The organism is Pseudomonas sp. PH1b, assembly GCF_000633395.1.
In the GTDB taxonomy this organism is placed as follows: Bacteria; Pseudomonadota; Gammaproteobacteria; order Pseudomonadales; family Pseudomonadaceae; genus Aquipseudomonas.
Genome location: NZ_AYMU01000031.1, coordinates 67,444 through 80,663 on the forward strand (window position 1 = coordinate 67,444; position 13,220 = coordinate 80,663).

General features: G+C 61.7%; 12 protein-coding genes. 8 read left to right on the plus strand and 4 right to left on the minus strand.

The genetic code is table 11. The features are described 5' to 3' along the window. Nucleotides 1-35: 35 nt before the first annotated feature. The 3 genes from U873_RS0131325 to U873_RS0131335 are packed head-to-tail and all read left to right on the plus strand — an operon-like array spanning nucleotide 36 to nucleotide 1,902. On the plus strand, nucleotides 36-410 hold the full coding sequence (locus U873_RS0131325) for a septal ring lytic transglycosylase RlpA family protein (RefSeq protein WP_025132010.1): 375 nt from the start codon (nucleotides 36-38) through the stop codon (nucleotides 408-410). A 50-nt stretch (nucleotides 411-460) separates the two neighbouring features. Continuing rightward, a complete protein-coding gene (locus U873_RS0131330) occupies nucleotides 461-1,525 on the plus strand; it encodes a calcium/sodium antiporter (RefSeq protein ID WP_025132011.1) in 1,065 nt (354 codons plus the stop codon). Beyond that, nucleotides 1,522-1,902: a carboxymuconolactone decarboxylase family protein gene (locus U873_RS0131335; RefSeq protein ID WP_025132012.1), complete on the plus strand. Its 381-nt coding sequence runs from the start codon at nucleotides 1,522-1,524 to the stop codon at nucleotides 1,900-1,902. Before U873_RS0131330 ends, U873_RS0131335 begins: the two co-directional genes overlap by 4 nt. A gap of 54 nt (nucleotides 1,903-1,956) precedes the next feature. On the opposite strand, the gene U873_RS0131340 is transcribed toward U873_RS0131335, so the two are convergent. Next, a complete protein-coding gene (locus U873_RS0131340) occupies nucleotides 1,957-2,898 on the minus strand; it encodes an AEC family transporter (RefSeq protein WP_025132013.1) in 942 nt (313 codons plus the stop codon). Between the two features lie 302 nt (nucleotides 2,899-3,200). On the opposite strand from U873_RS0131340, the gene U873_RS0131345 reads away from it, so the two are divergent. Both U873_RS0131345 and U873_RS0131350 read left to right on the plus strand, forming a co-directional pair. After that, nucleotides 3,201-4,832: a hypothetical protein gene (locus tag U873_RS0131345; protein WP_025132014.1), complete on the plus strand. Its 1,632-nt coding sequence runs from the start codon at nucleotides 3,201-3,203 to the stop codon at nucleotides 4,830-4,832. A gap of 13 nt (nucleotides 4,833-4,845) precedes the next feature. Beyond that, on the plus strand, nucleotides 4,846-5,037 hold the full coding sequence (locus U873_RS0131350) for a hypothetical protein (protein ID WP_025132015.1): 192 nt from the start codon (nucleotides 4,846-4,848) through the stop codon (nucleotides 5,035-5,037). A 176-nt stretch (nucleotides 5,038-5,213) separates the two neighbouring features. Here U873_RS0131350 and U873_RS0131355 read toward each other — a convergent pair whose 3' ends face one another. The 3 genes from U873_RS0131355 to U873_RS0131365 all read right to left on the minus strand — a co-directional run bounded on the left by U873_RS0131355 (nucleotide 5,214) and on the right by U873_RS0131365 (nucleotide 8,854). Beyond that, nucleotides 5,214-6,941 carry an ABC transporter ATP-binding protein/permease gene (locus U873_RS0131355; protein ID WP_025132016.1) on the minus strand — a complete coding sequence of 576 codons (1,728 nt, stop codon included), beginning with the start codon at nucleotides 6,939-6,941 and terminating at the stop codon, nucleotides 5,214-5,216. Between the two features lie 97 nt (nucleotides 6,942-7,038). Then, the gene (locus U873_RS0131360; protein ID WP_025132017.1) at nucleotides 7,039-7,599 is read right to left on the minus strand and encodes a response regulator transcription factor; all 561 of its coding nucleotides are present in this window, start codon (nucleotides 7,597-7,599) and stop codon (nucleotides 7,039-7,041) included. Then, on the minus strand, nucleotides 7,592-8,854 hold the full coding sequence (locus tag U873_RS0131365; protein WP_025132018.1) for an ATP-binding protein: 1,263 nt from the start codon (nucleotides 8,852-8,854) through the stop codon (nucleotides 7,592-7,594). Before U873_RS0131365 ends, U873_RS0131360 begins: the two co-directional genes overlap by 8 nt. A gap of 260 nt (nucleotides 8,855-9,114) precedes the next feature. Between U873_RS0131365 and U873_RS0131370 the strand changes: the two genes are divergently transcribed. The 3 genes from U873_RS0131370 (at nucleotide 9,115) to U873_RS0131380 (ending at nucleotide 13,057) form a co-directional block, all read left to right on the plus strand. Continuing rightward, nucleotides 9,115-9,831 carry an SIMPL domain-containing protein gene (locus U873_RS0131370; RefSeq protein ID WP_025132019.1) on the plus strand — a complete coding sequence of 239 codons (717 nt, stop codon included), beginning with the start codon at nucleotides 9,115-9,117 and terminating at the stop codon, nucleotides 9,829-9,831. 221 nt (nucleotides 9,832-10,052) lie between these two features. Next, complete coding sequence (locus tag U873_RS0131375) at nucleotides 10,053-10,616, plus strand: helix-turn-helix domain-containing protein (RefSeq protein WP_025132020.1); 564 nt, start codon at nucleotides 10,053-10,055, stop codon at nucleotides 10,614-10,616. 815 nt (nucleotides 10,617-11,431) lie between these two features. Further along, on the plus strand, nucleotides 11,432-13,057 hold the full coding sequence (locus tag U873_RS0131380; RefSeq protein ID WP_025132021.1) for an ABC transporter substrate-binding protein: 1,626 nt from the start codon (nucleotides 11,432-11,434) through the stop codon (nucleotides 13,055-13,057). Nucleotides 13,058-13,220: the final 163 nt, after the last annotated feature.

The window sequence follows — 13,220 nt, forward strand, 5'->3', positions numbered from 1 at the left end:
ACCGCGCTCTCTGCATCGACCATCGGAGCCAATGAATGAAGCGTCTGGTAACCACTAGCGCCCTGCTCGCTCTGCTCTGCGGCTGTGCCAGCAACCACCTCATCGACCCTCGGGGTTATGACGAAACCGGCACTGCCTCCTATTACGGCGCCCGCCATCACGGCAAGCGCACCGCCAGCGGCGAAGCCTTCGACCAGAACGGCCTCACCGCGGCCCACCGCGAGCTGCCGTTCGGCACTCGGGTGCAAGTCACCAACCTGGGCAACGACCAGAGCGTCGTGGTTCGCATCAACGACCGTGGCCCCCATACCCGCGGCCGCCTGATCGACCTGTCCCGCGCCGCCGCCCAACAACTGGGCATGCTGCGCAGCGGTACCGCAAAAGTACGCGTCCAAGCCCTCAGCGACTGACCCACGGAGCCTGCGCCATTACCGCCTTCGCCGAACTGCCCCTGCTCAGCCTGATCCAGCTCATCTGCGGCCTGGTGCTGCTGATCGCCGGTGCCGAGCTGCTGGTACGCGCCGCCATACGCCTGGCCGCGCGCCTGCATGTGCGTCCGCTGATCATCGGCCTGAGCATCGTTGCCGTCGGCAGCAGCGCGCCACAGATGGCCATCAGCCTGCAAGCGACCCTGGCCGACAACACCGACATCGCCGTGGGCAGCGTGATTGGCAGCAACATCTTCAACATCCTGGTGACCCTTGGCCTCTCGGCCCTGATCATCCCCCTGCGGGTGTCCCGGCAACTGGTGCACCTGGACATCCCGCTGATGATCGGCGCCAGCCTGCTGGTCTATGTCCTGGCCTACAACGAACACCTCACGCCAGCCGACGGCCTGATCCTGCTGGCGGCCCTGGCGCTGTACCTGGTGCTGCTGTTGCGCCAGTCCAAGCACGCTCAGCGCCCTCACTCCCCCGCCCCTGCCGGCCAGCGCAGCTTCTTGCCCCGGTTCAGCAGCATGCTCCTGGTGCTCCTCGGCCTGGGGCTGCTGGTTCTGGCCGGGCATCTGCTGCTGGGAGCCGCGGTCACCGTGGCCGACGACCTGGGGCTGTCGGAGCGGGTCATGGGGTTGACGGTGATAGCCGTCAGTACTTCGCTGCCGCAACTGGCCACCTCGCTGCTGGCCGCCTCGCGTGGCCAGCGAGAGATTGCCGTGGGCAACATTATCGGCAGCAACCTGTTCAACCTGCTGGGGGTGCTGGGCTTCACCGCCCTGATGGCGCCGACACCGCTCTCGGTCTCGCCCAATGCCCTGGACTTCGATCTGCCGGTGATGCTCGGCGTCGCGGTATTGTGCCTGCCGGTGTTCTATTCGGGGTACCGCGTGACCCGCGCCGAGGGCCTGCTGTTTCTCGGCCTGTACCTGGCCTATGGACTGCACGTGGTGTCCTTCACCACCGGCATGCCCCTGGCGGGCAAGCTGGAACACTTGATGCTGTTTTTCGTCCTGCCAGCGCTGGTGGCGTTTCTGCTGTTCAGTTCGCTACGGGCCTGGCGCCGCCAACACAAGAGAGAAACGCCATGAGCGAGAACAAGCAAAGCGGAGTGCAGATGCGTCGTCAGGTGATGGGCGACGCGTTTGTCGATCGTGCCCTGGACAACGCCACCGAATTCACCCAGCCATTGCAGGACTTCGTCAATGAACATGCCTGGGGCGGGGTGTGGAACCGTGACGGCCTGCCACTGAAAACCCGCAGCCTGATCACCCTCGCGGCCCTGACGGCGCTGAAATGCCCCCAGGAGCTGAAAGGCCACGTGCGCGGCGCCTTGAACAACGGTTGCAGCGTGGAGGAAATTCGCGAGGCACTGCTGCATTGCGCGGTGTATGCCGGCGTGCCGGCGGCCATCGATGCGTTCCGCGCAGCCCAGGAAGTGATTGACGCCTATCAGCCGCCGCAATGAACAGCCTGCGGTTCCTGCCCCACGGCGCAGGAACCGCTCGGCCGGCGCGCGGCCTTAGATCCAGCCGCCCCACTGCAACAGGAAGATCCCGATATTGGTGGTCAGCGCCGCCATCACCGTGGTGATGACGATGATCGCCGCCGCCAACTCGTGATTGCCATTGGCCGCCCGGGCCATGACAAAGCTTGCCGCCGCGGTGGGGCTGCCGAAATACAGGAACAGGATCCCCAACTCCGCTCCGCGAAACCCGCACAACCACGCGCCAAAGGTCGCCAGCGCTGGCAGGCTGACCATCTTCAGCAAACTCGAACTCATCGCCAACTCGCCACTGTTGCGCAAGGCTGCAATGGATAAAGTGCCGCCAATGCAGATCAGGGCCAGGGGCAGGGTCATTTGCGCCAGGTACTTGCCCGAGGTCTCCAGCCAGCCGGGCAGGCCGATCTGCCAATAGGCGAACGGCCCCGCGACCAGCACGCTGACAATCAGCGGATTGCTGATCACGCTCTTGAAGATACTCCAGGGATCGGACTTGATCACCGGGCTGTAGACCGCCAGGACGATGGTCGACAAGGTGTTGTAAAAGAGGATGACCAGGGCCGCGAGCACCGCCCCCAGGGAGATGCCGTAGTCGCCGTACATGCTCGCCGCCAGGGCCAGGCCGATGATCGCGTTATTGCCGCGAAACGCCCCCTGGGTGTAGATCCCGCGATCGGCTTGCGGGCAACGCCAGATGGCCCAGGCCCAGGCCAGGGCAAAACACGCCAGGGTCGCCACGGAGAAATAGATCAGCACACCAGGCTTCAACGAAGAGTGCAGATCCGCATGCACGATCCCCAGAAACAGCAGGGCCGGCATGGTGACGTTGAACACCAGTGCCGAGGCGGTGTGGATAAAGTTGTCGTTGATCCACCCTACCCGCTTGAGCAGCAGCCCAAGAAACAGCATGGCGAAGACGGGCGCGGTGATCGTCAGCGTCTCGAAGAAAATGGCCAGCATGCGCGAATGAATCCAGAGCCTGTCGTTAGGGCGCTAATGATAATCCAATCCACAGGCTACCGCCTGATCTTGCTTGGCCCGGGAGGCCGCTCGCCCAAGGTTTGCGGCTGCGACTCCGGGCGGCCTCCTGGCCCGGCGAAGCAAGCCGGATTCGCTGCTGCGCAAACACCTTTCGCGACACTGGTTACAGGAACAGATCATTCCCCTCTTGACGGCGCAAAGTCTTCATCTATTATCGATAACAACTGTATATATATACAGTTAAATCCACAGTATCCCCATGACATATCAAGGAGCTAGAAATGTCAGGACTCTCTGCACACAAGCAACAACCGCAACATGCCGGCAAGATCATTGCCGACCTGGACCGCCTGTTCAGCGAACAGGGCATTGCCATCTCGGGCGATGGCGACACCCTGGTGCTGGTCGCCGACGGCCATCACACCATCAAGTACCACCGCCCGGAGGGCCTGCCCCGCGCCGTGCAAAAACTCGCTGGGCCACAACTGCGTTTCGAGGGTGGCGAACACACCGCCATCGGTGACAGCACCCTGCTGCGCTTCGTCAAGGATGCACCGGCCATTCCCGCCTGGCAGGTCGAGCTGCACCTGCCCAACGGCCTGGCCCTGACCTATGGCCAGGTGGTTGCCCTGGGCGGCGATTTCTACGGCATTCCCGACCAGCCGATCTGCGAGGGCGCGACACCGGTCGAGCGCGTGCAACGCTTTAGCGCGGCTTTCAATTCCCTTGCCGTGCTGCCAGCGGCCAAAGACGAAGCCCGGCAGATCCTCGCCGTGATGCAGAAGGAAATCCTCGCCGCCAACCAGGCGATCCGCGACGGCAAGCAACCTCACGAAGCCTATGACGCCCTGGGCGACACCTTGTCCGAAGAGTGGAACAAGATCACCGGCGGGGGCAGCCTGGTCTCCGCCCTGTTCCCACTGGGCCGCTACCTGAAGCTCGCGGCCAACAACGCCGACCACTTTGGCGAATGGGCAGTGGCCGCCTACATCGCCGGGCACACGGCAGCCCTGCAGCAAGCGGTACTGGCGGGCAAGAGTGCCGACGACAAGCAACTGGAACTGGCCTACGCGATGAACGCCTTCGCCGACCACTTCCTCACGGACCTGTTTTCCGCGGGCCATGTGCGTGTACCGCGCAAACAGCTGGCGGCGGTGGTCACTCCCAGCGACCTGGGCTCGCTGATCACCCGTTTCATGCACGACGAAGACAGCAAGTTCGGGCTCGACGTCAGCAACGCCCAGGGCGAGCGCTGGCATGCCTATGGCGACAAGCGCTACTTCGACAGCGTCGACCATCGCAATCGCCAGCAAGTGAAGCTTGCCGTGCAGAGCTCGGCAGACGAAGTCTTTGCCAGCTACCTGAGCGGCAGCCTCCCGGCTCCGGGCAGCTATGCAGCACTGAAAGCGTTGCCGGACCTGAATGCCGCGAAAACCGGCAACTTTTCACCGCTGTTCGTGATGAGTGGCAACAAGGTGCTGCGCCGCAGCGACGTCAACAACCTCAACGACAGCAAGACCATCGACAACTGGTGGGGTTGGAGCACCTACCTGCTGCTGCAGAACTACAGCCCGAACAAGCCGGCGGGCTACCTGGAGACCCCCAGCGCTGTACCCGTGGTGCTGGCCGACGGCTGGCAAAGCCACACCCCCAGTGAGCCCAACTGGCTGCCGGGTCATGGCGTGCGTTATGCGCTGAGCGAAACCAACGGCTTGAACGAGTCCTACATTGGTCCCTGGTCAGCCTATGTGGAACTGAGCGACAGCTTCCAGCCGACCCTGGCAATCCCGGCCGGCACCAGCAACAGCAGCGCCACCGGGCGCAATGTGTTCCGCCAGTTCCGCGGCGGCTCGCCGGAGCTGATCGGCTCCATCGACAAGAACGCCAACCGTTTCATCGACAGCAACGCCTGACAAGGAGATCACCATGGCTATCAACCTGAAACTGCAACTGGCCTCGGGCCAATCCCTCAAGGACGCACCTCTGGAGCTGTTGCTCAATGGCGCCCCCATTGCCCGGGCTCGCGTGGATGAGCAAGGCAATGTGGCCTTCAACGCCAAGCCGGGGAGCGGCCAGCTGGCCGTGAGGGTAGATCGCACGATCCTGCATACGTCCTGATCCAGGCCTACCCGCCCCTGTTGCAGGCGCCGGATGGCCCGCAAGCGGGCCACCTCGTACCCTCCTGCAATCTAGTGCTGTACCTGTTCCCTGGCGCACCGTTGCGCAAGCCCTAGGCAAACGCCTGCGAGCACAGGTCAGGCAACAGCCTGTGGCGGCCTGAGCGAAGCTATCACTCAGGCCGTCAGGCCCTGATCCACCAGATGCCCCTGGTCGATACGGATATGCCGCGGGTGGAAACGCTTGAGGCTGCTGCGATGGCCGACGCTGACGATGCTCAAGCCCGGCAACTGGTCGATCAGTGCCTGGTACAAGGTCGCTTCATCTTCCTCATCCATGGCCGAAGTGGCCTCGTCCATATACAGCCATTGCGGCGCATAGAGCAGTGCCCGGGCAAACGCCAGGCGCTGCTGCTCGCCTGGAGACAGCATGCGCTGCCAGTGATTGTGCTCATCCAGGCGTGCTACCAGATGGGGCAGGCGGCAGGTTTCCAGGACCTGCTCGTAGCGCTCCTGGGGGTAGCTGTCGCCGGACTGTGGATAACTCAAGGCTTCACGCAGGCTGCCAATGGGCAGGTACGGCTTTTGCGGCAAGAACAGGTAACGCTGGGCCGGCAACAGGATGCTCCCCTGCCCGGCAGGCCACAGCCGCCCCATCGCCCGCAACAAGGTGCTCTTGCCACTGCCGGAGCGGCCACTGAGCATCAGGCGCTCGCCAGGGTTCACGGTCATCTGCGCCCCGGCCAGCAAATGACGGCCATCCGCCAGATCCAGGCCCAGGTCACGCACCTGCAATTGCTCCCCCTGATGCTGCACATCGATGGCCGGCGGACGCTCCTCGTTGTCGCTCATGGCCTGGCGAAAACTCAGCAGACGGTCACAGGTGGCGCGCCAGGCCGCCAGGTCCGAATAGGCGCTGATGAACCAGCTGAAGTTCTCCTGGACGTTGCCGAAAGCCGAGTTGATCTGCATCAGCTCGCCCAGCTCGATCTTGCCGGCGAAATAACGGGGCGCCGCAACGATGAAGGGGAAGATGATCGCGATCTGGCCATAACCGGCGGTGAAAAAGGTCAGGCGCTTGGACACCTTCATAATGTCCCAGAAGTTGTGCCAGACCTTGCCGAAACGACTGCTCAAACGCTGGTTCTCGTTTTTCTCGCCGTCGTACAGCGCGATGCTTTCGGCGTTCTCGCGGACCCGCACCATGGAGAAACGCAGATCGGCCTCGAAGCGCTGTTGCTGGTTGTTCAGGCCGATCAGGCGGCGGCCGATGAGATGGGTCAGCCAGCTGCCGACGGCGGCATACACCAGCGCGCACCAGAACATGTAGCCGGGAATGGTGTAGCCGAGTACCTCGATGCTGCCCGACACGCCCCAGAGAATGATCGAGAACGACACCAGGCTGACCACGTTGCGAATCAGCCCCAGGCCCAGGGACAGGGTATTGCTGGTGAAACTGTTGAGGTCTTCGGAAATCCGCTGGTCCGGGTTGTCGGTGTAGCCGCCCTGCTCCAGCTGGTAGTAGTTCTTGTTGCCCAGCCAACGGGCAAAGTGCTTCTCGGTCAGCCAGGCCCGCCAGCGGATGGTCAGCATCTGGGTCAGGTACAGGCGGTACACCGCCCCCAGGATCGCCACCGCGGCAATGCCGCAGAAATACAGGATCAGGTGCCAGAACGCCGCTTCGTCCTTCTTCTGCAAGGCGTTGTAGAAGTCCTTGTACCAGCTGTTGATCCACACCGAGATCGCCACGCTGAACAGCGACAGGCCAATCACGGCAATCAGCAGCAGCCAGGCCTTGCCCTTCTCTTCACTGCGCCAGTAGGGCGTGGTCATGGCCCAGACCCGGCGAAAGAATTGCCCGCGCACAGCATCGTTGACCGCAGAGTATTCAGCGTTCTGATTCATCGTTGAGGCTCGATTGGGAGAGGGCAAGCGTTGAGCCGATCATAGTAGATCGGCACGCTTTTTCACGACGTCCAGCGGACATTCGTTCAGTCGCGATTCAGCGACGGACCGGACGTTTCTGCAATTTGCGCTGCAAAGTGCGGCGATGCATGCCCAGGGCCCGGGCAGTGGCGGAGATGTTGCCTTCGTGTTCGGTCAGCACGCGCTGGATGTGCTCCCACTGCAGACGGTCCACGGACATCGGGTTTTCCGGCACCAGGGTGTCCAGGTCGGCGTGTTCGGAAAGCAGCGCGGCCAGCACGTCATCGGCGTCCGCCGGCTTGCACAGGTAGTTGCAGGCACCGCGCTTGATCGCCTCCACCGCAGTGGCGATGCTCGAGTAGCCGGTGAGGATCAGCACGCGCATTTCCGGGTCCAGCTCCAGCAGCTTGGGCAGCAGCACCAGGCCGGAGTCGCCGTCCATCTTCAGGTCCAGTGCCGCGTAGTCCGGCAGATCCTGCTGGGCGATGGTCAGGCCTTCCTCGGCAGAACCTGCGGTACTGACACGAAAGCCACGGCGGCTCATGGCACGGGCCATCACGCGGGTAAAGGTAGCGTCATCATCCACCAGCAACAGATGCGGCAGTTCCTCGCCTTCGACTTGGATCTCTTCACTCATGGTCGTCTCCTCGGGCCGCACGGGGCAGGCGCAGCTCGGTGAGCGTGCCGCCTTCCTCGTGACTGTAGAGTTTCACTGAGCCGCCAGCACGGGTCACGCTGGCCTTGCTCAAAAACAGGCCCAGGCCGAAGCCTTTGCCCTTGGTGGTAAAAAACGGTTTGCCGATCTGCTCGGCGATAGCCAAGGGTACTCCGGGGCCGTGGTCACGAATACTGATGGTGATATTTTCCATGTCCCAGTCCAGGCGCACTTCCAGGCCCTCGGGGCAGGCATCGGCTGCATTGTTCAACAGGTTGAGCAGGGCCTGGGTCAAATCTGGGGGTGGCGCCAGGCGTGGTATCGGCCCTTCGCCCAGCAGGTGGAAGCGATAGCTGGCCTCGGGACGCATCAGGTGCCAGCGATTCAAGGCTTCGTCCAGCCACTGGGTGACGTCCTGCATGTCTACTGCCAGACGCCGATTGGCCTCAGCGGCGCGCACCAGTTGCTGCAGGGTTTCCTTGCACAGCTTGACCTGGTCCTGAAGCACGCTGAGGTCATCCTGCAACAGCGGATCGGGATGGTCCTGGCGCATTTCCTTGAGCAGCACGCTCATGGTTGCCAGCGGCGTGCCCAGTTCATGGGCAGCGCCGGCGGCCTGGGTTGCCACGGCCAGCAGTTGCTGGTCACGCAGCCCTTCTTCGCGGCGAATCGCCCGCAGTTCTTCCTGGCGGCGCAGCTCTTCGGCCATGCGCGCGGCAAAGAAGGTGATCACTGCGGCGGCCAGGGCAAAACTCAGCCACATGCCATAGACCTGCAGGTTCTCCCGGGCGATGGGGAAGGTCTGCAAGGGGTAGAAGCGCGCCAACAACAGGGTATAGAGGGTCAGGGCAATTCCCGACAGGACCACCGAGTAGCGCCAGGGCAAGGTCACCGCGGCAATGGTCAGGGGCACCAGGTAATAGGAGACGAAGGGGTTGGTGGAACCGCCGGAGAAATACAGCAGTACGCTGTGGATAAACAGGTCACAAGCCAATTGCAGGGCATATTCCAGCTCCGTCACCGGCCATGAGGTACGCAGGCGAATGGCGGTGAAGGCGCAGAGCACCGTAGAGAAGATCAGCGTGATGGCAAGCTGCAGCCAGGGCAGCGGCAGCAGGTCCAGCCAATAGGCGATCCCCACCGAACCGGCCTGGGCAGCCAGCACCAGGGTGCGGATGAAGGTCAGGCGCCAGAGGTTCTGACGGGTCGCGGACAGCAATTTTACGGGGGCGAGCATGAGCTCTCCTGATGAGCGCTCCAGGGCAATCGCCGGGAGTATAACCAAGCAGCCCCCGGCACAGGCAAAACTGCGGCAAAGCGCCACAGGAAAAGCTGCGGCAAGCGGCTGGTTTTAAGCTACAAGCTTCAAGCCTTGAAGCAAGAGAGGGCTGATGTGTATCAAAGTTGTAATGGGCTGCAACGAGGAATAAAAGCTAGAGTCTTATCGCTCACGCAGGCGCGAACCTTAGGCTTGCAGATCGCACTCAAGGAGTTTCCATGCAGCAATTCAGTCGTAGCGTCGCCCTTCTCGCCCTCAGCGTCGGCACTCTCACCAGCCTGCCCGCCCTGGCCGCCGATGAACTGCACTACAACCAGATTTCCCTGCGCGCTGAAGTCAGCCAGGAAGTGGCACGCGACCTGATGATCGTGACCCTCTACAGCGAGTCGCAGAACACCGACCCGGCCAAGCTGGCCGCCGAAGTCACCACCACCATGAACAAGGCCCTGGGCCAGGCACGCCAGGTCAAGGACGTGACCCTGCGCCAGGGCAGCCGCAACAGCTACCCGATCTACGACGGCAAGGGCCAGAAGATCACCGGCTGGCGCGAACGTGCCGAGCTGCGCCTGGAAAGTGCTGATTTTGCCGCCCTGTCCAAACTCACCGGCGAGCTGCTGACGGACCTGAAAATGGGCGGCATGGACTTCGCCATCGCCGATCCGACCCGCAAGGCCAGCGAAGACGCACTGCTCAAGGATGCGGTCAAGGCGTTCAAGGCCCGCGCGCAGCTGGCCACCGAGGCCCTGGGCGGCAAGGGCTACAAGATCGTCAACCTGAACCTCAACAGCAACGGTTATCCACAGCCCTACCTGCGTGCGCCGATGATGATGAAAGCCGCCAGCATGGATTCGGCGCCGGTAACCCCGGAAGTGGAAGCCGGTACCAGCCAGGTCAGCATGACGGCCGATGGCGCCATCGAAGTGTTGATGCCATAAAGTTTTCCCAGCCTCCCCCAACGGCGGTAACCTTCAGCATGAAGCTGAGGTTACCGCCGTTTTTCGTTACCAACCATTTCACCCCAAACCGGGGAACTCAGCGCCGCAGGCATGAGTTCGCTGCATCGGTGATGCTAAAGTGACGAACCTTGGTATTGCACCTGCCAGGCGTCATTGACGTCCGTTGGGTTAACAACTCCTTTCCTATAAGAGTCTCTTCAATGACCGCAGACCGCATCGGCGAACGCCTGCGCCGCTATCGTCGCGCCGCCAAGAAAACCCTGCGCCAAATTGCCAGTGAATCCGGCCTTACCGCCAGTTTCCTCTCCCAGGCCGAGCGCAATCTCACCGGTGTTTCTATCTCTTCTTTGGTCAATATCGCCAAGTCCCTGAACGTTCCGCTAAACGCCCTGTTCGACCAGCCGACCCAGGTACAACCCGACTCCCACGACGGCAAGCGAGTGCGCTACACCATCGAAGGCCAGCCACTGGCCTACGAGCGACTGTCCAGTTCCTTTCCTGGCAACCTGATCAACGCGGTGAAGATGAACATCTCCGTGGGCTACCAATCGGAACTAATTTCCCACGACGGTTCGGAGTTCTCCTACGTCCTTTCGGGACAGATCATCTACACCATCGAGGGCCGCCAATACCCCCTCGGCGCCGGCGACTCGGTGCACTTCGACGCCACCAAGCAGCATTGCCTGGCCAACGTCGGCAACGGTCCGGCGGAAGTCCTGACCGTTACGACCATGGGCCTGTTCGATGACCATTCGGCGGCCTGAGCCCACCCCATGAAAGCCTGACTGACCTCGATGACAAGCCTTTGCGCAAGGAGAAATGTTAGTCACGCTTAATTTTCGTTGACCCTGATTTCAGCATGACTTAATTTCGGCATCGGCGAATCGACAACCAAGAACACAAAAAGCGATCGCCGTCGCCGCACAGGGTCCATGGGGCTGCATCCACTCCCCATGAATAGGCGAGTTGCCATGGCCCACAAGGCCAATCCTCAGGTATGCCCTAGAAAAAGAAGAAATGAGGTTTGCATGCGTAAGACCTTTTCGCTTCAGGTTTGGCAGACAGCTGGTCTGATCCTCAGCACCCCGCGATCACGCGCCACCAGCAACCTCCACGCCGGCGCTTTTACTGCGTACCGCGACGCCAACGTCGCCGACGATATGCTGTTTCCCCGCCAACGCCAGCCCACACCCGGGCATTCGTTGCCTACGCTCTGTGCATCCCAGTCGCCCTGCCTCACTCGGCCAGGCAATTACGCCAGCCCTGTGCGCAAGGAAAGCAAGGCCGTGCAACGCCCGCAAACACCGCCGGCCAGCGCCAGCAGCGGCGCACCAGCGGGGAGCGCTACGGTTGCGGCGCGCCTCCTAACAGGGCGGCAAATGCAGCATAAAAACCCTGCGCAAACGGTCAAATGCGTCAAAATTTATACAAATGCGTCATTCTTGTACGTCCGTTCCACTCTTTGAGACTTGTGTCGGCCCTGCATCTTGCATTGGGTATGGGGCCTGCATAAGTATCGATGGGTCGACTCACAAGGTCGCCCTCTACACCAAAAATGACAACAAATCATGAGGCCACCATGTTCAAACAAGCAGTCCTTCCGTTTTTAGTCAGCGCCGGCCTACTCGCCAGCGCACCCTTCGCCCAAGCGGCGACTAACCTGGTGTTCTGCTCTGAAGGGAGCCCAGCCGGTTTCGACCCTGGCCAGTACACCACCGGAACCGACTTCGACGCCTCAGCCGAAACCCTCTACAACCGCCTGAGCCAGTTCGAACGTGGCGGCACCGCAGTGATTCCAGGCCTGGCCACCAGCTGGGACATCTCGGACGACGGTCTGAGCTACACCTTCCACCTGCGTGAAGGCGTCAAGTTCCACACCACGCCGTACTTCACCCCGACTCGTACCTTCAACGCCGACGACGTGCTGTTCACCTTCAACCGCATGATCGACAAGGACACCCCCTTCCGTAAGGCGTACCCCACCGAATTCCCGTACTTCACCGACATGGGGATGGACACCAACATCACCAAGGTGGAGAAAGTCGACGACAAGACCGTCAAGTTCACCCTGAAGACCGTGGACGCTGCGTTCATCCAGAACCTGGCCATGAGCTTCGCCTCGATCCAGTCCGCCGAGTACGCCGACAAGCTGCTCAAGGAAGGCAAGGCCAGCGACATCAACCAGAAGCCGATCGGCACTGGCCCCTTCGTGTTCAAGAGCTACCAGAAAGACTCGAACATCCGCTACACCGGCAACAAGGACTACTGGAAGCCTGAAGACGTGAAGATCGACAACCTGATCTTCGCCATCACCACCGACCCGTCGGTGCGCATCCAGAAGCTGAAGAAGAACGAATGCCAGGTCACCCTCTTCCCGCGTCCGGCCGACCTCAAGGCCCTCAAGGAAGACAAGACCCTGAAGATGCCTGAACAGGCAGGCTTCAACCTCGGCTACATCGCCTACAACGTGATGCCGGTGCTCAAGGGCCGCACCGACGCCAACCCGCTGGCCGACCTCAAGGTGCGCCAGGCGCTGGACATGGCGGTGAACAAGCCGCAGATCATCGATTCGGTGTACCAGGGCGCCGGCCAGCTGGCGGTCAACGCCATGCCGCCGACCCAGTGGTCCTACGACACCACCATCAAGGATGCCAAGTACGACCCCGAGAAAGCCAAGCAGCTGCTCAAGGAAGCCGGCATCAAGGAAGGCACCCAGATCACCCTGTGGGCCATGCCGGTACAGCGTCCGTACAACCCGAACGCCAAGCTGATGGCCGAAATGCTGCAGTCCGACTGGGCCAAGATCGGCCTCAAGGTGAACATCGTCAGCTACGAGTGGGGCGAGTACATCAAGCGTTCCAAGGGCGGTGAGAACCAGGCGATGATCATCGGCTGGAGCGGCGACAACGGTGACCCCGACAACTGGCTCGGCACCCTGTTCGGCTGCGACGCCATGAACGGCAACAACTTCTCGAAATGGTGCGACAAGCCTTACGACGCGCTGATCAAGCAAGCCAAGTCCACCTCGGACGTGGCCAAACGCACCGAGCTGTACAAGCAGGCGCAACACATCCTCAAAGATGCAGTCCCGATGACACCTATCGCACACTCGACGGTGTTCCAACCCATGCGCGCCAACGTGCAGGACTTCAAGATCAGCCCCTTTGGCTTGAACTCCTTCTACGGCGTGAGCATCGGCAAATAAGGTTATGCAACGGCGGCGTCCCTGACGTCGCCGTTGTTTGACCGGCCCGCACCGGAAGAATCCGCCCGCATTTTCGAAACACCGTCCTTCAGTACGGGGGTTACCGAGTTTAGGGCCGATTCCTACAAGGCTTTCAGGTTCAACGCATGTACGGCCCAGCCCT

Bases quoted from the DNA above. Each gene is read 5' to 3' on its own strand.
- U873_RS0131355 (WP_025132016.1), bottom strand. From the start codon at position 6,941: ATGAATCAGAACGCTGAATACTCTGCGGTCAACGATGCTGTGCGCGGG.
- U873_RS0131375 (WP_025132020.1), top strand. From the start codon at position 10,053: ATGACCGCAGACCGCATCGGCGAACGCCTGCGCCGCTATCGTCGCGCC.
- U873_RS0131360 (WP_025132017.1), bottom strand. From the start codon at position 7,599: ATGAGTGAAGAGATCCAAGTCGAAGGCGAGGAACTGCCGCATCTGTTG.
- U873_RS0131335 (WP_025132012.1), top strand. From the start codon at position 1,522: ATGAGCGAGAACAAGCAAAGCGGAGTGCAGATGCGTCGTCAGGTGATG.
- U873_RS0131345 (WP_025132014.1), top strand. From the start codon at position 3,201: ATGTCAGGACTCTCTGCACACAAGCAACAACCGCAACATGCCGGCAAG.
- U873_RS0131380 (WP_025132021.1), top strand. From the start codon at position 11,432: ATGTTCAAACAAGCAGTCCTTCCGTTTTTAGTCAGCGCCGGCCTACTC.
- U873_RS0131370 (WP_025132019.1), top strand. From the start codon at position 9,115: ATGCAGCAATTCAGTCGTAGCGTCGCCCTTCTCGCCCTCAGCGTCGGC.
- U873_RS0131365 (WP_025132018.1), bottom strand. From the start codon at position 8,854: ATGCTCGCCCCCGTAAAATTGCTGTCCGCGACCCGTCAGAACCTCTGG.
- U873_RS0131325 (WP_025132010.1), top strand. From the start codon at position 36: ATGAAGCGTCTGGTAACCACTAGCGCCCTGCTCGCTCTGCTCTGCGGC.
- U873_RS0131340 (WP_025132013.1), bottom strand. From the start codon at position 2,898: ATGCTGGCCATTTTCTTCGAGACGCTGACGATCACCGCGCCCGTCTTC.
- U873_RS0131350 (WP_025132015.1), top strand. From the start codon at position 4,846: ATGGCTATCAACCTGAAACTGCAACTGGCCTCGGGCCAATCCCTCAAG.